The sequence below is a fragment of the Vreelandella titanicae genome (assembly GCF_014697095.1).
GTDB classification, from domain to species: domain Bacteria; phylum Pseudomonadota; class Gammaproteobacteria; order Pseudomonadales; family Halomonadaceae; genus Vreelandella; species Vreelandella titanicae.
Genome location: NZ_CP059082.1, coordinates 438703 through 461817, shown reverse-complemented (window position 1 = coordinate 461817; position 23115 = coordinate 438703). Strand labels below are relative to the sequence as shown.

Sequence of the window (23115 nt, the reverse complement as noted above, 5' to 3'; positions counted from 1 at the left end):
ATCAAATTCGGCTGAGTAGCTTCTCGCCATCTGGACGTAGCTCGCCCTTGGGTGAAATATGCCGATACAGGGTCTGCCGCGTGATGCCAAGTTCCTGGCACAGGTCGCCGACCTTGGTCTCTGACTGCCCCATTGCCGCCATCGCCAGCCGCAGCTTGGCGGCGGTCATCTTGAACGGCCGGCCGCCTTTCCGGCCGCGTGCCCGTGCTGAGGCCAGGCCCGCCACGGTGCGCTCGGCGATCAACTCGCGCTCGAACTCGGCCAGCGCGGCGAAGATACCGAAGACCAGCTTGCCGGCGGCGGTCGTGGTGTCAATGGCCGCGCCGTGCCCGGTCAGCACCTTGAGGCCGATGCCGCGTCCGGTCAGGTCATGGACGGTATTGATCAGATGGCGCAGGTCGCGCCCGAGCCGATCCAGTTTCCAAACGACCAACGTGTCGCCTGGCCGTAGTGCCTTCAGACAGCTCGCCAGACCGGGACGATCCTCGCGTTTTCCGGACGCTTGGTCTTCATAGAGATGCGCCGGATCAACACCGGCCGCGACCAGCGCATCGCGCTGCAAGTCCGTCGCCTGGGAGCCATCCGCCTTCGATACTCGCATGTAGCCAATCAGCATCTTGTACCTGTCACATATACGTTCGATTATGTGACAGTTTGCATCGGGAAGCTCTGCACGTCAAAATTTGTCACTTAACCCGTCATTCTGTCTAAGGCATGCAAAGGGTAGGCTAGGCTCATAATGTGACAGAAATTCCGGGGGGATGCCTTCCTTCGCGAAGGTGGCGCGCAACTGTTCCAAGGAAGCGGGGTCGCGCCGACCATAGGAAGCCAACGCGAACAGCGAGCGTGCCGTCTCGGGGTTGTGTCGTGCTTCAATGATGGCCTCATCAATGGCCTGGATTGCACGCTGCCAGTGATCGACGGGTTCGGGCTTCGGCGCTTTCGCCGGCAGGCCACTGGTGAACCCGGTTTGGGGCTCGGACCAGAATAGCTTTGCGTGCTCGCCTGGCGGGCTTATATCCCTCACCTCAATCAAGCTGATTGCCGTTGCCGCCGCCTCCAGCATCTGCAACCGTACTGCCGGGTTCAGAGTTTCATACGGTCGCCACAGACTTTGCCCAGCACGCAGCGGATGCCCGCAGCATTCCCAGATTTGGCGGAGATACCCCGCGTAGGTGCCGCACGTCGAAAGCGGGGTGTTCAGCTCATCGAGCAGCGTGCGTAGCAGCCTAAACCACAATCCGGCGTGGATGCGTCGGCGCGGCAACTCCACGTGGCCGGTCGTCAGTGCCTGCCAGGTACGCTGGTCCATCGCCGCAATCGCGTCGCTGGCAGTGCGCGGTTCGGCGTCGGCGTTCTCCCAGCCGAGAAACCGCCCTGGCACGCCCCAATAGGATTCCAGCCAGCAGCCATGCAGTGGGCAGCTCAGCATCAGGGGCAGCTTCCACGCGAGCAGTACGGCTTGGTTCTCCGGATCGTTCAGGCAGAGCGGACAGGCGCGGTGTATCGGTTGGGTGGGCAGCCAGGCACGCCAGCTCGTGATGGATCGCGTCTTACGGCGGAGTCTCGGCAGCAGTACCGAGAGCTGGAACGCATAGGTTTCCAATGCGGCTGGAATCTGATCATCAAGGCTGTCCAGTAGCCAAGGCACCCAGCCGGCGAAACTCATGCAGCGCAGCCGATCCAGCTCGATACCGCTCCGCTGGGAGAGCATCGCCAGCAGCGCCAGTGGTGGCGCGGTGTCCAGGTCATCAACCTGGCCGTGACCAAGATCGTGCTCCAGCAGCTCGGACACTTCCATGTGATAGCAAAGGGCCACGCGGTTGAGCCACGAAGACAGGGCTTCGGCTTCCCTGGGTGCCGGATGCAGTGGCCAGCGTGGCGCTGGCTTCACATCAGTTCCCGCTCGAATTGCCGCCGCCGCTCGCTGGGACCGGTGTAATCGGCCATGCTGAGCGTGCGGTGGTTGATCGCTTCCTCACCACTCTCCACGGCGGCCACGGCCGCCGCCATCAATAGGTGCGCCAGCTCGCCAATAGTGCCCTCGCTGCGCGTGAGCAGGTAGCGAGCCATGTCCAGCGTGGCAATCGACGAAGGTCGCCGCAGCGGGAGCGAAGCCGCGAAGCTGGCCAGCAGTGAACAGCAATCGTCGTTGGCCTCCCACACCGGCAGCATCATCGGCTCGAAGCGATTTTCCAACTGGTCATCCGAGCGGATGGCCAGGTAGGCGTCGCGTGTGCCCACACCGACCAGCGGGATGCGCAATTCGTTGCCGAGGAAGCGCAGCAGGTTGAGGAATTCCCGGTGGTTGACGCTGTTGCCGGCCAGGACGTTGTGCAGCTCGTCGATCACCAGCAAACGCACACCGAGCTTGCGCAGCAGTGTCAGCGCCAGTTGCTCTATTTCCGGCAGCCGTGGGCGCGGTCGCAATGGTGCTCCCATCGCCGCGAGCAGCGCGACGTAGAAGCGGATCACCGATGGCTCGGACGGCATCTGCACGACCAATACCGGGATGTGCTCCTGGTCGGCGTCGGAGCTGGCCGGGTGGGCGCGGCGGAACTTCTCGACGATCATCGACTTGCCGTTGTTGGTTGGACCGACCAACAGCAGGTTGGGCATGCGTTGTTTGTTTGGCCACGTATACAGGGCTTCCAGCCGGTTCAACGCCTCGACTGCTCGCGGATAGCCGATCCAGCGGTCGGCGCGAAGGCGATGGATGCGCTCGTCCGCCGGGAGACGGGCCAAGCCCTGGGCCGCCGGCAGCAGGTGGGACAGGTCGATGATGGGATATTCGTCCACGGCTACCACTCCTCAATCTGGTCGAACGGTTTGGCAGGTGGCTGGTTGTCCGCCTGCGGGTCTGCCATGTCCGTGTCCGCTGGTGGCGTGGTTTTGACAGGTTGTTCCGTTGACTTGAGATGCTGGCGTCGATCCGCGTCGCGCCGCGCCTTGCGCGTGGCTTTCTGCGCAGTGGTCACGATTTCGCGCATCTGCCCGATCATGCGGAACAGCGCCGACTCATCCACCTGTTCGCGCCCTTGCTGCCGCAATTTCGCCAGCGCCTGCCGTTGTTCCCAGAGGGTGACAGCCGGGTGCGACAAGGTACGGTATGGAATTTCCAGATAGTGCTGCCCCTCCGGCTCCAGCACCCAAATGCGGCTGATGTCGCGTGGGTCGCGCCGGATCAGGAACGCAGGCAGGCGGTCGCGCCGAGCTATCCACGGCTTGAGCGCATCGGCGTAGTAGTGGATGTGGTCGATGACGAAGCCAGTGCGGGTCAGGGTGCGGCGGAGGACGGGCAGGAAATCGACCAGAAAAGCCGTGGTGCGAGTGATGACGGTTGGAACGCCGGTACGCGCGACAGCTTCGGCCCAGCGTGCGGCCGGCGGTTGGAGCAGGCCGTTGTGCACGGAGCCGTGATAGGTGCCAACCGCCAATGCGAGCCAGCGTTCCAGCTCGCGCAGTGTCAGGGCGGCCATCTTCTCGGAGGCGTATTCCCCGCGCTGGTCAGGGTTGGAGAAGGTCGTCCCCGGCAATTCGTCGTGGATCATTTGCATCGCCGTGCCGATGATCCGTTCCACGATGCCGCCATAGTGCGGCTGCCCGAGAGGCCGATAGTCCAACCGGATGCCATGCTGCTCGCAGCCACGGCGTAGCGCCTCGCTCTTGAATTCGGCCGCGTTGTCCAGGTAGAGCAGCGCGGGCTTGCCGCTCATCGGCCAGTCCATTTCCACGTCCAACCTTTCCAACCAAGGGCGCTTGTCGCAACCGGCGTGTGCGAGGCACAGGCCGACCGAGACGGCAGATGGCGCTTCTAACGTGACCACCATGCCAACCACGCAGCGGGTGAACACGTCGATGGCGAGGGTCAGGTACGGACGGCCAATCGGTTGCCGGTCGCGCTCGTCCACCACGATCAGGTCGATGACTGTGTGGTCGATCTGTACCTGCTCCAGCGGTGCGGAGACTGGCGGAGGAACACCGCCAACACCTTGCAGGATGCGGGACGCATCCTGGCCTTCCCGAAGTCGAGTGGTCTTGAGTGGATCAAGGCTGGCGATCCGCAACGCGACCGTGTTGCGCGCCGGCATCCGCAGCTTTTGCAGCTTGCACACCCGCGCAACTTCACGGTGGAACGCCGCCAAGCTGCGCTTCTGCTTGGTCAGGAAGCGCTTTTGCAGTAGCTCGCGGATGATTCGTTCGACCGACTCCGGCAAGCGGCCTTTACCTTTGCCACCGCTCGACTGTCCAAGAGCCAAATCAGTGACCAGCCCCGAACCTTGCCGGGCACGGCGGATCAGGACGTAGACCTGCCGCCGGGACAGACCCAGCGCCTGGGCTGCTGCGTCGGCCGCTTCATGCCCGACCGTCTCCGACTGCGCCAACGGCCCAATGATCTCCGCGCGGCAGCGAGCACGCTCCCATGCCTGTTCTGACAGGGTGGCTACGCCGCGCTCGGCAATCGGTACGGTATCGGTCGCCATGCTCGCCTCGCTTTGGTGCACACGAGTATTGAGCATAGACGAGTTTCGTGCAGAGGAGTCCTGATATCGGGCTGTCAGGAGCCGTATGCACAGCAGGCTTCATGTCTCGTTGATTGGTGCAGTCGTCTTCTGAAAATGACATCGGCACCTGATGAAGGTAACAAGTCAGGAAATACCTTCGTTGTTCTCACTTTTAACCCATGGCTGTACCAAGACTTTGAATCCGCTCGCAGTGCTCTGCTTCAGATCGTAGGCGATGAGATTGTTAGACTTGCCCAGGAGAATGCAACCATTGCTGATAAGGCTTCTGAGCTATGGCGTCGTATCAATCTCTTAAGAATTGCCCAGCTAAGCGGCGGAGCTGCGCTGACGTTGACGACCGGGATTCCAGTTGGTGCACTCGGCAAAACATTTGACACCATCGCCGGTCTCTTCCCCTCGACAGAAAAAACAGGAGAGATGGAGGTAGATTATGAAGGTATCACAGCGGCGACTGATGGCTTGCTGAAGCCAAAAGAACCGTTCTCCATGCCAGCGCACATCCAGGCCTTCCGAGATACCTTGGAAAGCCTTCTCGCCGAACTTGAAATCACCTTGGTAATTTTCGTCGACGATCTAGATCGCTGTCTTCCTCAAACCGCAATTTCAACTCTTGAGTCTATTCGCCTGCTGCTTTTCATTCGTCGATGCGCATTTGTCGTTGCAGCCGACAACGATTTCATAAAGTCAGCTGTGAAAGTGCATTTTGATGGGGCTGGAATTTCGAGCGATGTTGCTACCAACTACCTTGATAAGCTTATTCAGGTTCCACTCCACGTTCCGCGGCTTGGTCTCAATGAGGCGAAAGCCTATCTGGTATTACTCCTGCTCGAGCGAGAGACTAATGCTGGCACTTTCACACGGGACCAGTTCGAAAGCGCTCTCAAGCTCATTCCCGAGAGGCTGCGAAACAGCTGGAGAGGCGATACTATCAATCAAGAGTTTCTATACGAACTAGTCGGAACAGACGACACATTTCGTAGCTTGATGAATCTCGCAGAGGGGCTGGCGTCACTTCTTCATCGTTCATCAGCAGTCAATGCCAACCCTCGGCTTATGAAGCGCTTCCTAAACACGGTTTATCTACGTGAGGCCCTTTCTGCGCCACAGGGGATCAAGCTAGATATAGCAGCATTGGCGAAATGGCACCTTATTGAGCGTTGTGATGAAGCTCTAGCAGAAGCGCTGGCTGGACAGGTGCATTCGGACAATGACGGTCGATTGCAAATCCTTGCTGAAGCAGAGAATGCTGCTGCAAGCAAAGGTCAGTTGCCCGAGCCCTTTAAGGACAACGCCTTCACTCGTCAGTGGCTCCAGTTGCCACCTGCACTCGGTACAGAAGATTTACGTCCACTGCTTCACCTGAGCCGGGACTCGGGTACTCGGGACTTTGGTGATGACAATATGATGCCTGACTCAAGAAAGCTTCGTGATGCTCTGAAGACAGCAACAAGCTCGCATCAGTCTCTCACAGATCTTATGCGAAAGGTCGGGCCGGATCAGACTGAGCTAGCGATGCTTAAGGCATGGCAGAGCTGCAGCACTACGCGTACCTGGAAGCGTAACAACGAAATCTTGATGCTTATTGAATGCTGCAAGGCCTTTCCCGTAATTGGAAAAAAAGCGGCCAGCTTGTTGGAGCAAGCGCCTTTAAAGCAAGTTGGCCCTGGCATCATTCCTACCCTGGGTGCTCAAGCATGGGCAAGTGTGGTTTTGGAGCGCTGGAGTGAAACAAACGAACTGACTACGCCTACTAAAAATGCGATTTTGAACCTGAATACGAGGCGCTGATGGGTACATCAACATCCAGTAGTGGTGGCCGTTCAGGCTCTCCTTTTGACCCAGAATGGCTTTCTCCAGATGGAGCGACACCAAGCAACTTTGATGGTGAAACCCAATCTGATTCTGAGCAAGATAATGTCGAGGGAGCGCCTGCCAGTGATTCACAAGCAGGTGAGAATGTTATTGCACCAGATCGTCGCTTTGGTCCTGCACGATCCCAACTGGGCTCTTACCTAAGAAACGGCAGCCGCGACAATCTCCGTGGTGCTACCCGGAGCATGGTGTCAAAAGGAATGGGAGGAGCAAGCCGCGCTGCTTCAACTATGCGTAGCACGGCGAGAGGGGCTGGTGCTCTCGGTCAGTTCCTCGCAGCAGCTCGGGATGGTACGGATCCGCGGGTAACCGACTGGGTGGCGCGTTGTCGGACGGCTAATCTTTCCGCTTCTGACTTGGCGCTTGAGGTCTTAAAAGAGGTCATCTCAGGTTCCGGCAGTATTGACGAAGAATCTTTGCGTGACTCCGGTACTGATGCGCTAGCCAATCTCTACGAGAATCACCCAGATGTCGATATTTTTGATCTGACAGATGCTCAAATTGCTGAGGTGATTGGTCTGACGATCGCTAACCAAATCTGTCAGCTCATCGATATGCAACTCGGGCAAACCTACGAAAAGCTCAAGCATGACCCCGCTCAGATTCAAGAACGTCGAACGGACATAAGGGAATGGGTCTGGGCAGAGGTACGGGTGACCTTGGAGGAGAAAAAAGCCTCATATGCGGACCCTAAGAGTTTGGCGCAGTCAGTCCTTCAATCCGCTTTGCAGGTATTTGCCGAATGAACAAGATTCTGTGCTCCACGGCGGAAAGAATCCCGCAGCAGCTGCAAGCAGGCGAGAGAGTGTTCTCGTATTTCAAAGGTGCCAAGCGCAATGGTGTGGGCGCCATTGCCAACCGTTGGCATGGAACACTGAAGCGAGTCGGGTTCCGGCCATCACCGGCAGTTTGGGACTTTGTACAGTTTTGTCTTGCAGTCTGTAGTGCTGACTTGGCCAGCCCCAGAAATACCAGTGCAGACGGGTGGACGCGCACGATCCAACTCACTGTAGGGCTTTGTGAACCACTGCGGTGGGTACCCCTCAAGCAACATCTTGAGGAAATGCTAAAGATTTTGACTGGCGACTACTGGACCCTGATTTTTAATGATGCAGGGGCTAAGCCTCCTCAGGGAGATGGTGACTATCTCCAGAACGACTGCGTTTCTTTGCTATCAGGTGGGCTCGATAGCCTGATTGGGGGCATCAATTTAGTGACTGAAGAAAAGCGCCCTTTGTTCGTTTCCCAGCTTGCGCATAAGGACTCGGAGCGGCAGCGACGCTATGCTAAATTGCTGGCAGGCACTGGCTCACATTATCAGTGGAGCCACGGCATAAGTTTCAAAGGTGTACGGGAATCGTCAACTCGTGCCCGGTCCTTGGCTTTCTACGCGTTTGCCGTGCTCGCCTCTACAAAGATCAATTTGCCAAAGCCGCAGATCTACATTCCTGAAAATGGCTTTATCTGTATTAATCCTCCGTTGGTACCTGGACGAGTGTCGAGCCTGAGTACACGCACAACTCACCCGCTCTTCATTGGCATGCTCCAGGATGTGCTTGATGAACTGGGGATATCTGTGGAGCTGGTATTGCCTTATCGCTTGCAAACCAAGGGCGAGATGATGCGAGGCTGCCTCGATCCAGAGAAGTTGAGAGAGTTGGCTTCAGACTCCACAAGCTGCGGGCGGTTCAGGACTTATAATCGTCAGCACTGTGGTCGTTGTGTACCTTGCCTGATTCGTCGCGCTGCGTTCTTGGCGTGGGAACCAGAATCCGATACCACCGACTATCGTTTTCCATCAGTAGTAGGCAGCGATAAGTCCGGTGGCCCCGATGACCCTATGGCAGTAGCTCTGGCTGTGCTTGATGCCAAGCAGAGAGGACTGGATCGATTCCTGGGTGGCACACTGGCCTTTGCTTCGATTGAGGAACGCCCCGACTATCGCCGAGTCCTTCAGCAAGGCCTTGCTGAACTGGAAGCCGTCCTTGTTCAGGATCAATTGCTTTGATTGATTTTCATTGCCACGTGGATCTCTATCCCAAAGCAAGGGCAGTGCATGCTGAGGCACTACGCCGCAACGTATTCACTTGGCTAGTAACTACGAGCCCGAAAGCCTTCCAGGCAACGAGCTCGGTGCTCGGTCATCACGAGTCAATGTTGATCAGCCCCGGCCTGCACCCTGAGATCGCTGGCGATCGTTTTCAGGAGTTGGATATTCTCATAGAGCTGATTGATGGCGCCAATGCTGTCGGTGAGATCGGTTTGGATGGCTCCAAGAGGTATGCCTCTAGCTACCTAAAGCAGAAGCAAGTTTTTGCTACTGCTGTGAAGCGATGCCATGACTTGGGCGGGCGTGCGCTCAGTATCCATTCGAGGCAGGCGGTTCCAGACGTGTTAACGCTACTTAGAGAGTTCCCTGACCACGGTATCCCGGTTTTTCATTGGTTCACCGGAACGGTATCGGAGCTTAAAGCCGCCGCTGCGCAAGGCTGCTGGTTCAGCATTGGCCCAGCAGCTTTCAATTCTTCGGCAGGGAAGGCATTGGCCAAAAAGCTTCCGAAGGAAAAGGTCGTTCCTGAAAGTGATGGTCCCTTTGCACAGTTAGATGACCAACCCGTGATGCCATGGGATTTCGAAATCACGGCCAGCCTGCTCAGCAAAGCTTGGGCAATGCCATTGATAGATGTTCAGTATCAATTGATTAGCAATGCCAAAGTATTGCTTGATCAGATGGGTTGTACTACTACGGCAAGTCTCATTTAATAGATAAATTGCAGCCATAACCCTTAAGATGAGTGGTTGTAAACTGGTGGTCTCATTTTATCAAGTGAGCGTGTGATGGTTGCCGTTAGCCTTCATTTTCTCACGAGTAGGTTGAGCTCAATAAGGTGTTAGTCGTTCTCCATCATTGACCGCTTATGCATGGTTAGCCTCGATTACCACGACTGTCAATTACGCGCTGGCTAGCTTATTTGCAAAATCCCTAGAATAATGGATCAGGACACATACCCAAGATAAGGGTGCCTAAACATATGACCACATCAATTAGTTTGCGCGAAGCAGAGATGGAAGCAAGAGCGCGTCGAGCCGTGATGGAAAGCGGCGATTGGTTAACTGCCGATGAGATATTGCAGTTGCCAGGCGTCAGCTCATGTAGTGACTGTGCTCAACCTGCGCAGTGGAAACAACAAGGTGATATTTTTACGATTAACAACCTTGGCACCGAATACTACCCTGCGTTTGGGCTTGAGAAAGAAGCTGGCTACCGACCGTACCGCGTCATATCAAAAATTATCGGCATCTTCAAAGATGATAAAAACGGATGGGGAATGGCCTTTTGGTTCCAGTCGGCAAATAGCTATCTCGGTGGGCTAAAACCTCAGGATCTGATAGTCACAGACCCTGATCTCGTTATCGACGCCGCTCTTGATGAGCTTCAAGAAATCATGCATGGGTAGTGAGTAGATCGATAAGGAATATTGGCAACAACGATCGACACGCTTCAATCGATCAAACAGGGTAATGAGGTCTCTGCCCTTAACAGGACGGGAGTTATGAAGAAGAGCTTCTCGCGGCAAGGGGGTTCAGTCGTGTGCGATGGATCACTCGCTATCACCCCATCGGGCCATGCTTTCACTGGCGTCGATGTTACTCAGGATACTTTTCCTCGATCAATCTGTGTCGGATGTTTTGTGGCGAGGTTAACTACCAACTAGCTGGAAGCCAAGCCAAAATAGAACCGCCCACACCAGCAAGAAGAACCCGCCAACTTGATACCCCATTAAGTTGGCTATATCCGACTCAACAGCAGGCTTGTCCTGCTATCACTCAAAAGTCATTTGGCAAGCCAGAAAAACCATCGCTACCAAGCCGGTGAGACAAACGGCACCTAGCAAAATCCTCTCCTTCGCGACAACCACCTTTTTCCTTTTTATTATATTTATGGGGCAGAGCCTTCTTACCCCTATTTTGGTGCATCCTCAATCAAACAGCCTAATCGCCATTGCTGCTTGCCTCACGACAACTCCGCTGCTGGAGATCCTGTTCCTGATGTTATTGGGAGCCGCTGTATCTAATGTCATATTCAGATTCCTAAAACGCTCGCTTTAATAATCATTGTTGCACTGGGCTCTAAACATCCGGCCTGAGAGGTTGGTGTGAATCGCTTTCTTGGCACAGGATCGGAACAATCGATAAATATAGGTAGCTGAGGGATCTTGGTCAGCTTTTGCGCGCCCACTTCTGTACGCCTAGACTATAAATATATAGTTTTGGTGTACACCTGTGAAACAGATGACAGCTCTGCAGCGACTGGACAGCTGGGACAAAATCGGGCGAAGCGTATTCACGCTAAAGGACCTGGCAAAGATATTTCATGAAGACAACCCAAAAACCCTTCAGGAAGGGATCAACCGACTGCGTAAGCATGGCATCCTCGAAGGCGTTGCCCGGGGCATCTATTGCTACGCCCTTTCTCGCACTCCCGACTCATACCGGCTGGAACGAATCGCTCGGGCCATGCACCGAGGGGAGTACAGCTACGTCTCGCTGGAGTCGGCCTTGTCTGAGTATGGAGCCATCTCACAAATCCCCGTCGATCGCCTAACCATTATGACCACGGGACGCAAAGGAACGCACTGCACCCCTTATGGAACCATTGAGTTCACGCATACAAGTAGGCCCATCATCGAGCTGCTGCCGCGCATGCGTGACATTGGTCGGCCGCTCAAAATGGCGACGCCTGACGCTGCCTGGGCAGATCTGAAAAGAGTGGGGCGCAATACGTATCTAGTAGATGTGGAGGTGATCCATGGACAGGATTGAGCCTGGGGTCTTTGCCAAGCTAGTTGACATGGCAATGGAAGAACCTGGACGTAAGGCGATGCGGCAAGTCATCGAAAAAGAACGTATGCACTTCGACATTTTATTCGCTCCAGCGTCGAAGAGTGCGATACACGTAGCGGTTAGCCGAGTAGAACCCGGCATCAACTCGAAGGGCTACGAGTTCGGGGTGATCGACTTCATCAACTGGGGCAGCAAGCGGGTGCAGGAGAATCTGGGCCATCGCGTCCCGAACCTGCAAATGGTGCGTGGCTAGTTCAGCCGTTGCCGAGAAGGGACGTCCCGTCGGTTCGCCAGGCACTCGCCGATCCATACGGTGCCGGCCCCCCACACCAGGTGAGCGACAATCATTAGCCGGCGGCGATTGGCTGGCTGACGGTGGGGCGGCGGGAGGATTTGCAGCGCCGGAATCCAGCCGAAATAGCTCGCTGCCCATATCGCCACGCCGTAGCTGCTGCCGTAGACCAAAGGATGCTCGACTCGTTGGCGTGTATAGGGGTATAGCGCCCCGGCGAGGGCACCATAGCCAAAGTGGCTGACAAGGCTTAGCTCGACACGCTGCTCTTCGTCTAATAGCGCATCCGCCTCCACTTTCTGCAGAAGGTTTTGGGTGAGCTCACGCGGCGGTAACGGGTAGCGCTCTTTTCGCGGGAGCGGCCGATAGAGTGACTCCATGGCTAGGGTCATGGGGACGGTGGCGAGCAGGCCGCCGATGGCACCGGCCAAATAGTGATTCGTGGCTTCCTCCTTGAAGCATATGCTGGCTTACATGGCTCTCCATAGTCGAGAATGTGGCCAAACGCCCGGTACTACGTGAAGCGCCATGATGTATGTTTTATAGATTGCTCTTTGAAAATAGGTAGTTTTTTTGCTGTTGATATCCTTAGGATCACATTGTGGGTCTATGCTGTCTCAGCACCTTTAACATGCCACTGCCGAAGAGTAATGCCAGACCATCTACCCTCAAGAAACCGCGTAAGCGTTTTGAGGATAAGTTGGTAGGTTTGTTGGGAGGAGAAAATCACTATGTCGCAAAAATACGATCCGCAAAGACCTACTGTCGCAGGCAATGCTAAAAGTCCTCTTGAGCGTTTAAAAGGATCTGTTCAGTATTACGATAAGCCGTTTGAGCCGGTGGACAGTGAGCACTGGGAAGCCGATTTCTTGGAGCCTAACAATGCCGTAAGGTCAGGAGAGGTTCCTACACACATTGCCCCGACGGGCACTCGCTATATTAGAATTCGTGAGGTACCAATAAGGCTACAAGACGGTTTTATACGTTATCTCACGGGTGCCGGATGTCCAGTGGTTGAAAACGAGGATGGCCCATTGGCTTATGAGATCGACTGGCTTGAATGGCGTCAGCATCGCCGTCCTGATCGTATTGCAGCGCATAATAGTGAGGAAACAGGTGTCGCAGTGATGCACACATTTCCAACTATTGCCCAAGAATGGGGGTTGTCAGATACAGACATGGCAGCGCTTCTAGAAATTAATATTGATAGTTATCGAAAGTGGACAGCTACGCCTTTACAGGCAAGCTTAACGGCTGAGCAGCTTGAACTTGCATCTAACCTCCTAGGTATCTACCGGTCGTTAACATCGCTATTTCCTCAAGAAGAAGGCCGACAACGGTGGCTTCATCACTTGATTGATAATGCCCCTTTTGGTGGTCTCTCTCCCATGGAGCTTATGAATCGCGGTGGTTTAGCGGCATTGCGCTCTCTTCGAGACTATCTTGACGCCCAACGGAAAGTTGGATTGGCTTGAATTACTCCATAGCCATGGATTTCGAGAATTATTCTCGTAGCGCTGAAATTTAAAAACGACACCATTAAACAACTCTTAACAGAGAGGCCCTCGTACTGCTGAGGATCTTATAGAACTGGGCCTAAGAAGAAGATCAACAACGCCCTGCCGGTTGGATCCTAGGTGCCTCAATTAGCGTTTGATATAGTTTTATCTGGGGTTTTAGCCAATTTTCTATAGATTGGCCATAGAGGCTTGTTTGATGTCTCCGTCTCGGTCATGTGTGCCTGGGCCATGCTCGCCCATTGGCGAATCTCTGGTAAATGCCTCTAAAACAGGAAAATTTTGTCGATTTTCGTTAGAGATCTAGCAATTAGCTCTTGTTTTTCGATGTCTGCTAGGTTTTTTAATTAGCACTCGGTAAGTAACTATCTTAAGCAGAAACTTTTTTATGCCACTCCTAAACGGTTGCTAACGAAATGTGTTTCATAATGGGATCGATGTTACCCAGTTGTCTCCGAAGGAGGCTCAAAGGGGCTGTCGTGCATATGCCTACCATCTGTCGGCATCAATGACGGGAAGGTGCCATCGATTGATGGTCTATCACTCGATTCTGAGCTTTTCTGCTAATTTCAAGTGCATATTACTTTTTGTTTAGCAACTCTTTTCTATGTTCGAAAATAACATCGCGTGCACGCTGATGTGCTTTACGCCGTGCTTGTAGCAAAGCTTCACTATCTTGTTCTTTCTCAGGATTTGTCGTTTTGCCCAGTATGAACGTTTCGCCGGAAGGAGTGGTGATGCGTAGAGGACGAGATGCTGTACCAGGCGCGTGTTCAAAGTCTTTTGCTGTCATCAGTGATATCTCTTTCAATTTATTTATAAATCTTAACAATGATAAAAGCAGATTTCCTGGCGTTAGCACCATTGTTATCCATTTTTCCTATGGGTTATGCCGTCACTTAATACTCCAGCACAGAACTCATCGTGCATAGATTCGTGCTTCACCTGAGGAAGCCTTATCCTCAGCTGGACTATGCCTAGGTTCAAATTCACCGGGGACGAGTAAGGCTATTTCATCCGCGTGGGCGGATTGTGGCGTGAGGTTGGCCACCAACTCTTTTTCAGAGTAGGGAAGCGGTTGTCTTCTTGCCCATTTTTCAGATGATTTGATCATAATTGCCCACCCGTAGTTAATGTGGCCACACAATTTGCGCGCCTGATATCAAACAATATTTATATTGGCCTCTTGGGGGCCGCGCATTCATCAAGCTGCTCCCGCCCCACTTCAGTTAGGTCACGCCAAGCGTGTACCTCGTCTGTTTCATCAGCATTCGCGTCACATTGGTCGAGCAGTAGCTCTAGCTTGTAGGGCCTTATTCTTGACGTTTCGGGTTGTGAAAAATCAGCATTGATTTGAGCCAGCCTTTCAAGAAGCCAGGCTTCCACTGCTAGGCAAATAGCATCATTTTCTTCTTCACCCAAGAGAGCAACACTATTGACTGAACGATGAATGAAAAAGTCATCAGGAATCTGTACCGTACCTCCGCCCCTCAAATACGCTATGATCTCTCCGCTCATTGCGGCCATATAGGCATCATCGCTTTGTAAACAAGCCAGGGCTTCACGAAACGTCTCTAACGGTTGAGGAAAACGGTCGCGTAGATCGAAAGAACGATACGCGAAAATTGCTTGGCCTATATCGTCCGATGTTCCCATTACTTCCTCCGTTTAATGCCCACCACCTAACTAAAATATAGATTTATAATTGCTTTCACTATTGAAATTTTTAGCATCATACCAAGTGCTTAAAATGTTCATCAATTTCTGGCACTAACGTGGTTGAGGAACAATTTATCAGGCACTGGCCTACCAAAGAGGAAGCCTTGATAAATTTTGCATCCCAGATTGGCAAGTACTAAGCGTTGTTCTTCTGTTTCAACCCCCTCAGCAATGACTTTAAGTTTCAAGCTATCTGCCAGTGCAACGATCGTCGCGGCTATAGGGGTCGCTTGCATATCAAGTGTTAAATCTCTTACGAAGGCGATGTCAATTTTGAGGGTGTTTAGTGGCAGTAGCTTAAGGTATGCAAGCGAGGAGTATCCGGTGCCAAAATCGTCCAGCGCAAAGCTGATACCGATACGCCGTAACCGCTGCATTTTTTCGATGGTGCCTGCAGGGTCGCTCAACAATAGGGATTCTGTTAGCTCCAGCGTTAAACGTTCGGGTGGGACAGCATTCTGTTCAATCGCCGCCATCACTTGATCCGTAAAATCTGGCTGCTGGAACTGGCGAACGCTTACATTGATTGAGAGCTTCAGGTTATGAAGATATGGGTCTTGGCGCCACTGGCCCAACAGGCGACACCCTTCCAGTAACACCCACTTTCCTAGCGGCAAGATAAGTCCTGTCTCCTCAGCTAAAGGAATAAAGCGCCCAGGTGAAATAAGGCCTTTGTCTGGATGATGCCAGCGCACTAGTGCTTCCGCACCTAAAACACACCTTTCGGCATCCACCTGAGGCTGTAAATATAAGCACAATTCGTCGTGGTCAATCGCATGCCTCAGTTCACGCTCAAGGGTCAGGCGCTCCTCTAATTCGTGCTCTTGTTCTTGGCGAAAGAGCTGAGGCTGCCCATCACGTTGTCGCTTGGCTTCTAGCAGCGCGAGACCTGCTCGCTTAAAAAGCTGTGCAGCACGCTCTTTTTTGAGTGGACTAAACGTCAGTATCCCCACGTTTATCCGACAAGGATAAGTGTGCCCTTGAAGCAGGTAATCAGCGGTCAAGGAGCGCAATATATCTTCAATGAGACGTGTTGCTTCCTGCTCAGCATCCGTTTGTTTTGTGAATGAAAGCTCTCCTAACAAGGCGAATTCATTGCCGTCTAGCCGCGCTACGTATACATCTGCCCCTGCCCATTGTTGAAGACGTTTTCCTAACTGGCGCAACAGCTCATCGCCTATATCTTGGCCTAAGCTGTCGTTCAACACTTTGAATCGATCAATATCTAAGAGCGCCAACAATGCTTGCCTGTTGACCCTATTATGGGCCTGCCCACTTTCAGACAAGCGTTCTTGTAAGGCCCGCCGATTTGGCAGTGTTGTTAGGGTGTCGTGGTAAGCCAGATAGCGAATACGCTGCTGGGCTTGTTGCTCTTCTGAACGGTCGCTTAGTAGGGCGACATAGTCGCTCTCGCTGCTGTCAGTATAGGTAACACGATTAACGCTCAGCCAGGCGGGAAATGGGTGTTCATTAGCATGTAACGCAGTGATCATACCGCTCCATTCACCATGCGTTTTTAGCGCTCGCCGAATATCTTCATTTAACGATTGGCTGTCTTTGGCATACGGTATTTGACTAAGTTTTGTTCCGACTAACTGCGCTGGATTCAATCCCGTTAGCCGCTCAAACGCTGCATTGGACAGACGGATGCGTGAGGTGTGATCTAGCAGTACGACACCGTCTTGAAGGGCGGCGATAACCTCAAGTAGCCGCGTTTGCGTCATGTGATGATGGCGCTCGCTATCCTGAAGACGACGCTGCACGCTGGTTGCCACTAACGTCAGCAATGCGGTAAAAACAGCAATACCGCCAATGAGATAAGTAAGCCAGTGAGCTTTTGGCAGCATCGAAGGAGCTGCTGAGTCGGGAATAGGCACAAACCATGCTGCTTGCATGGCCACATAATGCATCCCACAGACACCTAAAGAGACACAAAACGCTGCGATGAAGGCACAGCGTCTGGAGCGCTGCATCCCCCACTCCTGTTTGCATAAGCCGTAGGCATAAACACTTAAAATACCTAAACCAATGGCTACCAGAAGCGATAACAAGAAGAGGTCCATCGCATAGTACAGCTCAGCAGGCATACGCATAGCGGCCATGCCGCTGTAATGCATTACACCAATACCTATACCGAGGCTTATACCCGCAAACACCATGGCACGGTGTGTCGGCGCTTTACGGGCGAGTACCACCATCGCGCTATAGCTACCAAAAATCGCCGGAAAGATGGATAACAGTGTTAAAGCAGGCTCATGGGTGACCGGGAAGTCAAGAAGGTAAGCATGCATACCAATAAAATGCATGCTCCATACACCCAGCCCCATTGCACTAGCCCCGGCGAAGAGCCATACGCTGCGCCACCCTGAGTGAGCCACTTTGCCCACCAGTTTGATGATATCCAAACCAGCATAGGAAGCCGCCAAAGCTACCAGCCACGAAAGTATGACTAAAAAGGAGTCGTGCATCCCCTGAGTAGCATTCTGCGTTTGAGGGTCTAGAAAAAAATTAGACAGTGTCATTCATGGCCACTAATTATTTTTGAAATCATATGCTTGCAGAATTGATATCAAGCCTAATTGCATAAAGCAGCTTTCTAAACTTAATACGGTTTCTCTGAATACGATTTTCACAGCTTCAAACCGCCACTATAAATATTGTGTGGGATGGCAATACTAAGAATAACGCCGCTTTTTTAGCTCTTTACCTCGAGGAATCCATTTCTAAGTTGCTAAATATTCTAATTATTATTAAATATTTTGATCTCAGTGAAGCTGCATCTGTGAACCTATGGTTAGAGGGAGTGCGAAGTGCCGCTATCGTCCGAATTATTGCGCCTAGTAAGAAATAGCCATTCTCCTACCAATAATACGGCCATCACTATGGTGGCAACGATAAGAACCAGGGGGTCGGAAGTGGCTTTGACCCATACAAAGCCCCCTAATACAAAGGCATCTAACAAAATGGCGATGCTTGGAATGATCGCGTTAGCGCCTACGCTTTCCCTGAGATGGCGCAGTACTCCCCAATGGATGGCGATATCCATGATCAGGTAAAAAATAATGCCGAGCGCCGCGATGCGGCTAAGGTCAAAAAATGCGGTCAGCACTAAACCAAACACAATGGTGTACACCAGCGTGTGCTTCTGCAGGCTACCTGGCATATGAAAGTGGCGGTGCGGGACCAGGTTCATTTCGGTCAGCATGGCGAGCATGCGTGATACCGCGAATACACTGGCGATGATTCCGCCTGCTGTTGCCAGCATGGCTAAAATAACGGTAAAGCCAACGGCAGCTTCACCCAGCGCGGGCCGGGCCGCTGCCGCTAGCGAATAATCTTGCGTTGCAATAATTTCGGATAAGGAAAGGTTACTGGCAACGGCAAAGCCGACAAGCGCATAGATCACCACGCACAGGCCGATAGAGATCATGATGGCCTTGCCCAGATTACGTTTGGGGTTTTTCAGCTCCGAGCCGCTGTTGGTAATAGTCGTAAAGCCCTTGAATGCCAGAATACCTAACGCCGTTGCGCCTAAAAAACCGGAGATAGTTGGGGATGGTGCATCCCTGCCAGTACCCATTTCGATAGTATCGGCAATAAAAACACCGACAACACCAAATACGATGATGCCGCCAATTTTGATGAAACCCAGCACCGAGGCGACTGTCTCGATCAACTTATTGGCGGATAAATTAATCAAAAAAGCCGCTAGTAATAAGCCCACACCGAGTAGTGGCACAAACAGCAAGCGATCGCCCAGGTCAAATAACTCCAGAGTGTAAGAACCGAAAGTTCTCGCTAAAAAGCTTTGGGCGATCACCATGGAAAAATACATCAAGAGAGCGTGAAAGGCGGTAGGAAGCGTTGTGCCATAAGCTTTTTGCAAATACATGCCTATACCCCCGGCGGATGGGTAGGTATTGGACATTTTAACGTAAGAGTAAGCGCTGAAAGAGACAATAACCGCGGCAGCCAAAAAGGCTAGGGGAAATAGAGGGCCGGTCATTTCCGCCATCTGTCCAGTTAACGCAAAGATGCCTGCGCCGATCATTACTCCAGTGCCAAGTGCTACAGCACCGATGAGTGAGAGACTTCCTTCTTCGTACTGTGGCGTTCTATCCTGGTCAGCCATGCAAACACTCCTATGGAATAAGCCAAAGGCGTGCATGTTCACTGCCTTGGGCCAGCGTGGGATAAGTTCAACACCAAGTGTGGTTTAGTTAGCTGAACGCAACCTGAATACGGGCCAGTCAATTAACTGACCCATATCATGGCTTGGCATAAGAGGGAGGGTCTTACCCCAACAACATCCGCAACGGCATCCACAGCCCCATAGCGATCATTACGAGGTTTTCGGTTAGCGACACAAAACCCAGTGGCACATTGCTGTTACCGCCGACGCAGGCACATTTAAGCTCACGCTTGTCGATATACACGGCTTTAAAGACGGAGACTGCCCCCACCGTGCCAACAAATAGCGCCAGTGGTGCTACCAGCCAAATCAATGCCCCGGCCAGCATTAAAATGCCTGCAAGTGTCTCGGCGTAGGGGTAAAAATAGCTGTAGGGCACGTAGCGCTGGGCCAAAAGGTCGTAATTCAAAAACATGCTGCTGAAATTTTCGACATCCTGCAGTTTCTGCAAGCCCAGCAGCACCATCGCCGTAGCAACGGCGAACTCCGGCATGCGCGCCGTGAATAGTGTGCCCTGGGTCGCCCAACTAATCGCCAAGCCGATTAGCAGCGCAGTAGCGAAAATGGCAATGACTGGCCGATAAGTAGTTCCTTTTGCATTGGGAACGCTCATTCCTAAATGTTTGCGTAGCTCTTCGTAGCCACCTATGCGTTGGTCACCGATATACACCTGGGGCGTCGTGTCGACGTTTTCCTTTTGCTTGAACGCGTCGATTTCATCGCGAGACGTTAAGGTGTGGTCGTCGACCTTAAAGCCTTTGCGTTTGAGTAGATCAACGGTCTTCAGACCAAACGGGCAGATATGCTCGGCGGTTTTCATCCGGTAAACCCGCGCGTTTTGCTGTGATGATGCCATGGCAACCTCCCTATTTTTGCCTTATCAAGGCTACAAGCGTAGTGCCTGGGGTTGCCTATAGGTCAAGTATTGTATGTTTTACTGCCGTCGTATAAAGCTGGTAATCGTAAGTCGCCAGGGGCGATTAAGCCAAGAGGCATAAAACAACCACAGTGCCCACCCCTGCAATACCTATCGCGTCAAGCGTATCTAAAACCTCATCCTCTAAAGGATGGAAAAGGAGGTACAGAGGGTTGCTTACACTGCTTGAACTCAGTAGTAGGGATAGGCCACTCACCCCAATGCTGAAAGTAGCAATGATAAGTTCAATTGCTGTTATCTCAAAGAGCATGAGAAGAGCGGTTAGCAAGAGGGTTAAAATTACGCAAACTCGCAATGAAAACCATTGCCAGTGAATTAGCGTCTGATCATCATTAGTGCGGTCTCAATAACTAAGTGCAACACTTAACTTACTTGGTTATTGTGAATCGCCCCGGATATTCTAGACACCCGTTAGGCTCTTAAAGTAACGCCTTTCATACTCAACCGGTGACAAGTTATCACTTGTGCCGTGTCGGCGCTTTGGGTTGTAAAACATTTCGATATAATTGAACACGTCGCGTCTAGCCGCTTCCCGTGTCGAATAAATCTGTCGCTTGATCCGCTCTCGCTTGAGGAGTTGAAAAAAGCTCTCAGCAACGGCGTTATCATGACAGTTACCACGCCGACTCATGCTGCCCACCAAGTGATTGGCTTTCAGAAAGCTTTGTCAATCTCCGCTGCTGAATTGGCTTCCTTGATCTGAATGCACCATCACAGTTTCTTGTGGCTTGCGTCGCCAGACTGCCGATAACAAAGCATCCAGCACTAACTCCGTCGTCATACGAGACTTCATCGACCAGCCAACCACTTGACGGGAAAACAGGTCGATCACCACCGCTAAGTAAAGCCAGCCTTCGTACGTTCGGATGTACGTAATATCTGTCACCCAAGCAACATTGGGCGCTGTTACTTCAAACTGACGGTCTAAATGGTTGGGTGATACAACACCGGTTTTCCGCCGCCATAGCAGCCAGGGCGTCGTCGATAGCCCGTCTGAGAGCGTAAACCTTCCCTACGCATCAGGCGGGCCACTCGGTGCTTACCGCAGGCTTCGCCAGCCTCACGCAAATCCTGATAGACCTTGCGATAGCCATATACACCGCCACTTTCAAGCCACGCATGCTTGATCAATCCCAATAGACGCTGATCATCCCGGTCTCGATTAGACAGTGCTTTTTTACACCATGCATAGTAGCCACTAGGATGCACGGCCATCATGCGGCACAAGCGCCGTACCGGATATTGACTCGCATGCTTTTGAATAAACGCGTACCTCAGTCGGACTCTCTGGCGAAGTACGCGGTGGCCTTCCTAAGAAACCCGTTGGCTGGGGTCTGTTATTGGGGCCAATTCAAAGCCTAATGATTGCGCACGGCGTTGTAAATTACGAACAATACGTTGGTGGTAGCGTTCCTCATAGTAGTCAGCACCAGGATCTTGATAAACCCAGCCGTAGCGCAGGACGTTGTAGAATAAAACGGCAATTTTCCTAGCTGTCGCAGTGACAGCTTTAGCCTTACCTAGCCGACTCGCCAACCGGCGGTAAAAAGCACCAAGGCCTGTTTGAGAACGCCCAATAGTGGTGGCCGCTAGGCGCAGCAAGGCAGCTGCTCGATTCTTGGTTCGTCGAGTGCGTGACGAGAGTACCTTGCCACCGGAGATCTTGCTTCCCGGTGACAATGCTAGCCAGGAGGTAAAGTGTTTGACCGTGGGCCAACGGCTCATATCCGTACCACACTCGCTAATTAGCTTGAGCACCAAGTAAGGACCGAGTCCGTGGATCTGAGTTAGATCAATGCCCAGTACCTGAAATAGGGAATGGCGTACGTCGAACGCTGGCGCATTAGGGTTAGCATCCCGATGGCGAGCGTCAGGTAGGGAACCTTCAGGCGCTGGCGTTGCAAGTGAAAGCCGTTTGAGAGTCGCTTCAATAAGCTGATCGCATTCGGCGACATGCTCATGGTAAGTGTCGTACAAAGCGAGAGACTGACGCAGTGTGAGTAGATGTTCCTCGCGGTAGTGGCCCTCCAAGCTTTGACGAATTGTTTCCTCACTGGCTTTACAGCGCGGATCACGAAAGGAGGCTAGTACAGCGGAGTCATGCTGCCCCTGGACAATAGCGCGCAGAATCCGCATCCCTGTTTTACCGGTGATATCAGACACAACGTGATGAAGTTGCAAATTCATCTCCATCAATGCTTTCTGCATATGCTGAATATGAGAGGCACAATATTCCAGTAACCTTTCCCGCTGGCGTAGTAACGCTCGTAGACTGGCAAGCTCTTGAGTCGGACGAAAGCTGCCACGCAGCAGTCCATAGGAATGCAAGCGTTGTAGCCACTGAGCATCGTTGATATCCGTCTTGCGCCCTGGGACATTCTTGGCCTCACGGGCATTGACCAGAATCACGTCAAAACCGCGTTCTTCCAAGAGTTCGTAAACGGGGATCCAGTACACACCTGTCGATTCCATTGCGATGGTCACGATGTTCTTTTCCGCTAACCAATCAGCTAGGCGACGCAAATCGCCCGTAAAGGTATCAAAGCGTCGTACCGGTTGCGGATCCCGATCAGGGGGAATCGCTACAACATGAAAACGTGAACCAATATCTATCGCTGCGGCATTGGGGTGAACGACTTGTAACTTGTCCCGCTGCCGAGTGGAGCGGGAGGAATGACGAGCCATGACAGCATCTCCTCAGCAACCGAAAATGACGGAAGGGCCAGAGGAGGTGGCGTTGATGACATCTACCTTCCTAACCGGGATCACCTCAAACGGTGTCACCACTTTCAAGTCCAGAACGCCACCCGAGCCACGTTTTTTAACGGGGTCGACCACCAAAAAGCCAACGGCTGCGCCCCTGGCACACAAGCTGAGTATAGGGCGCCGTCGGGTTTCTGTACCTACAAGCGGGTGCCAACCCATAACGGTTTTTTAATATATCTCGCTCTTCTGACACGCGTTTTAGTTCAGCCTTCAAACGACGGTTTTCAGCTTGGAGATCATCATCTTCTTGCCGTTGTTCTACCGGCTTATCGTAGCGTTTGATCCAGTGGTACAAGCTGTGGCCTGACACGCCTAAACGCTCAGCAACCTCGGCAACGCGATGGCCGCGTTCTACCACCTGTTTAACGGCTTCGATTTTGAATTCTTCAGTGTAACGGGGACGGCTCATGGATCCTCCTAGGTACCTTTAGTATAAGGCCTAGAGGTGT

Annotated in this window: 18 protein-coding genes and 2 pseudogenes; 8 read left to right on the top strand and 12 right to left on the bottom strand. The window is 52.7% G+C overall.

Translation table 11 applies throughout. The features are described from left to right. Position 1: 1 nt before the first annotated feature. Genes HZS52_RS02160 through HZS52_RS02145 form a run of 4 tightly spaced genes read right to left on the bottom strand, consistent with a single transcriptional unit; the run spans position 2 to position 4484 of the window. Positions 2 to 616, bottom strand: a complete 615-nt coding sequence (locus tag HZS52_RS02160; RefSeq protein WP_010981357.1) for a recombinase family protein — start codon at positions 614 to 616, stop codon at positions 2 to 4. 60 nt (positions 617 to 676) lie between these two features. Continuing rightward, on the bottom strand, positions 677 to 1894 hold the full coding sequence (locus HZS52_RS02155) for a TniQ family protein (protein WP_009288528.1): 1218 nt from the start codon (positions 1892 to 1894) through the stop codon (positions 677 to 679). Beyond that, positions 1891 to 2799 (bottom strand): TniB family NTP-binding protein, encoded by a 909-nt coding sequence (locus HZS52_RS02150; protein ID WP_190374072.1) that lies wholly within the window; start codon positions 2797 to 2799, stop codon positions 1891 to 1893. Before HZS52_RS02150 ends, HZS52_RS02155 begins: the two co-directional genes overlap by 4 nt. 2 nt (positions 2800 to 2801) lie before the next feature. Continuing rightward, on the bottom strand, positions 2802 to 4484 hold the full coding sequence (locus HZS52_RS02145) for a Mu transposase C-terminal domain-containing protein (RefSeq protein ID WP_011494284.1): 1683 nt from the start codon (positions 4482 to 4484) through the stop codon (positions 2802 to 2804). A 135-nt stretch (positions 4485 to 4619) separates the two neighbouring features. Here HZS52_RS02145 and HZS52_RS02140 point away from each other — a divergent pair, with 135 nt between their 5' ends. The 7 genes from HZS52_RS02140 (at position 4620) to HZS52_RS02110 (ending at position 11496) form a co-directional block, all read left to right on the top strand. Further along, positions 4620 to 6314 carry a KAP family P-loop NTPase fold protein gene (locus HZS52_RS02140; RefSeq protein ID WP_223828034.1) on the top strand — a complete coding sequence of 565 codons (1695 nt, stop codon included), beginning with the start codon at positions 4620 to 4622 and terminating at the stop codon, positions 6312 to 6314. After that, complete coding sequence (locus HZS52_RS02135; RefSeq protein WP_009288526.1) at positions 6314 to 7144, top strand: hypothetical protein; 831 nt, start codon at positions 6314 to 6316, stop codon at positions 7142 to 7144. Before HZS52_RS02140 ends, HZS52_RS02135 begins: the two co-directional genes overlap by 1 nt. Next, positions 7141 to 8406, top strand: coding sequence for a Qat anti-phage system QueC-like protein QatC (gene qatC / locus HZS52_RS02130; RefSeq protein ID WP_009288525.1), 1266 nt, complete (start codon positions 7141 to 7143; stop codon positions 8404 to 8406). Before HZS52_RS02135 ends, qatC begins: the two co-directional genes overlap by 4 nt. Then, entirely contained in the window at positions 8403 to 9161 is a 759-nt protein-coding gene (gene qatD / locus HZS52_RS02125) for a Qat anti-phage system TatD family nuclease QatD (protein ID WP_009288524.1), read from the top strand. Before qatC ends, qatD begins: the two co-directional genes overlap by 4 nt. Positions 9162 to 9430: 269 nt before the next feature. Then, on the top strand, positions 9431 to 9856 hold the full coding sequence (locus HZS52_RS02120) for a hypothetical protein (RefSeq protein WP_223828033.1): 426 nt from the start codon (positions 9431 to 9433) through the stop codon (positions 9854 to 9856). Positions 9857 to 10691: 835 nt separating this feature from the next. Next, positions 10692 to 11222: a type IV toxin-antitoxin system AbiEi family antitoxin gene (gene abiEi / locus HZS52_RS02115; protein ID WP_223828160.1), complete on the top strand. Its 531-nt coding sequence runs from the start codon at positions 10692 to 10694 to the stop codon at positions 11220 to 11222. Next, complete coding sequence (locus HZS52_RS02110; RefSeq protein WP_039860691.1) at positions 11209 to 11496, top strand: hypothetical protein; 288 nt, start codon at positions 11209 to 11211, stop codon at positions 11494 to 11496. The genes abiEi and HZS52_RS02110 overlap by 14 nt, the downstream gene beginning before the upstream one ends. Here the strand turns inward: HZS52_RS02110 and HZS52_RS02105 are convergent. Beyond that, positions 11493 to 11966 carry a DUF1440 domain-containing protein gene (locus HZS52_RS02105; protein ID WP_190374069.1) on the bottom strand — a complete coding sequence of 158 codons (474 nt, stop codon included), beginning with the start codon at positions 11964 to 11966 and terminating at the stop codon, positions 11493 to 11495. The two genes, HZS52_RS02110 and HZS52_RS02105, sit on opposite strands and share 4 nt — an antisense overlap. A 300-nt stretch (positions 11967 to 12266) precedes the next feature. Between HZS52_RS02105 and HZS52_RS02100 the strand changes: the two genes are divergently transcribed. Next, a complete protein-coding gene (locus HZS52_RS02100) occupies positions 12267 to 13010 on the top strand; it encodes an antitoxin Xre/MbcA/ParS toxin-binding domain-containing protein (protein ID WP_009288520.1) in 744 nt (247 codons plus the stop codon). Positions 13011 to 13632: 622 nt separating this feature from the next. Here HZS52_RS02100 and HZS52_RS02095 read toward each other — a convergent pair. The 7 genes and pseudogenes from HZS52_RS02095 to HZS52_RS02050 form a co-directional block, all read right to left on the bottom strand. Next, positions 13633 to 13845 carry a hypothetical protein gene (locus HZS52_RS02095; RefSeq protein WP_039860689.1) on the bottom strand — a complete coding sequence of 71 codons (213 nt, stop codon included), beginning with the start codon at positions 13843 to 13845 and terminating at the stop codon, positions 13633 to 13635. Positions 13846 to 14225: 380 nt separating this feature from the next. Continuing rightward, positions 14226 to 14708, bottom strand: a complete 483-nt coding sequence (locus HZS52_RS02090; RefSeq protein WP_190374068.1) for an AbrB/MazE/SpoVT family DNA-binding domain-containing protein — start codon at positions 14706 to 14708, stop codon at positions 14226 to 14228. A gap of 101 nt (positions 14709 to 14809) precedes the next feature. Continuing rightward, positions 14810 to 17293 (bottom strand): EAL domain-containing protein, encoded by a 2484-nt coding sequence (locus tag HZS52_RS02085; protein WP_009288518.1) that lies wholly within the window; start codon positions 17291 to 17293, stop codon positions 14810 to 14812. A gap of 272 nt (positions 17294 to 17565) precedes the next feature. Next, positions 17566 to 18903, bottom strand: a complete 1338-nt coding sequence (locus HZS52_RS02080) for an APC family permease (RefSeq protein WP_039860685.1) — start codon at positions 18901 to 18903, stop codon at positions 17566 to 17568. Positions 18904 to 19066: 163 nt separating this feature from the next. Further along, positions 19067 to 19819: a glutaredoxin gene (locus HZS52_RS02075; protein ID WP_039860683.1), complete on the bottom strand. Its 753-nt coding sequence runs from the start codon at positions 19817 to 19819 to the stop codon at positions 19067 to 19069. A 481-nt stretch (positions 19820 to 20300) separates the two neighbouring features. Next, positions 20301 to 22585, bottom strand: a pseudogene (locus tag HZS52_RS24725) (IS3 family transposase). 247 nt (positions 22586 to 22832) lie between these two features. After that, positions 22833 to 23075, bottom strand: a pseudogene (locus tag HZS52_RS02050) (transposase); the annotation flags it as partial. Positions 23076 to 23115 lie beyond the last annotated feature (40 nt).

Excerpts from the sequence above, each read along its gene's own strand:
- HZS52_RS02160 (WP_010981357.1), bottom strand. The coding sequence starts at position 616 with ATGCTGATTGGCTACATGCGAGTATCGAAGGCGGATGGCTCCCAGGCG.
- HZS52_RS02145 (WP_011494284.1), bottom strand. The coding sequence starts at position 4,484 with ATGGCGACCGATACCGTACCGATTGCCGAGCGCGGCGTAGCCACCCTG.
- HZS52_RS02140 (WP_223828034.1), top strand. The coding sequence starts at position 4,620 with ATGACATCGGCACCTGATGAAGGTAACAAGTCAGGAAATACCTTCGTT.
- HZS52_RS02135 (WP_009288526.1), top strand. The coding sequence starts at position 6,314 with ATGGGTACATCAACATCCAGTAGTGGTGGCCGTTCAGGCTCTCCTTTT.
- qatC (WP_009288525.1), top strand. The coding sequence starts at position 7,141 with ATGAACAAGATTCTGTGCTCCACGGCGGAAAGAATCCCGCAGCAGCTG.
- HZS52_RS02120 (WP_223828033.1), top strand. The coding sequence starts at position 9,431 with ATGACCACATCAATTAGTTTGCGCGAAGCAGAGATGGAAGCAAGAGCG.
- abiEi (WP_223828160.1), top strand. The coding sequence starts at position 10,692 with ATGACAGCTCTGCAGCGACTGGACAGCTGGGACAAAATCGGGCGAAGC.
- HZS52_RS02110 (WP_039860691.1), top strand. The coding sequence starts at position 11,209 with ATGGACAGGATTGAGCCTGGGGTCTTTGCCAAGCTAGTTGACATGGCA.
- HZS52_RS02100 (WP_009288520.1), top strand. The coding sequence starts at position 12,267 with ATGTCGCAAAAATACGATCCGCAAAGACCTACTGTCGCAGGCAATGCT.
- HZS52_RS02095 (WP_039860689.1), bottom strand. The coding sequence starts at position 13,845 with ATGACAGCAAAAGACTTTGAACACGCGCCTGGTACAGCATCTCGTCCT.
- HZS52_RS02090 (WP_190374068.1), bottom strand. The coding sequence starts at position 14,708 with ATGGGAACATCGGACGATATAGGCCAAGCAATTTTCGCGTATCGTTCT.
- HZS52_RS02085 (WP_009288518.1), bottom strand. The coding sequence starts at position 17,293 with ATGACACTGTCTAATTTTTTTCTAGACCCTCAAACGCAGAATGCTACT.
- HZS52_RS02080 (WP_039860685.1), bottom strand. The coding sequence starts at position 18,903 with ATGGCTGACCAGGATAGAACGCCACAGTACGAAGAAGGAAGTCTCTCA.
- HZS52_RS02075 (WP_039860683.1), bottom strand. The coding sequence starts at position 19,819 with ATGGCATCATCACAGCAAAACGCGCGGGTTTACCGGATGAAAACCGCC.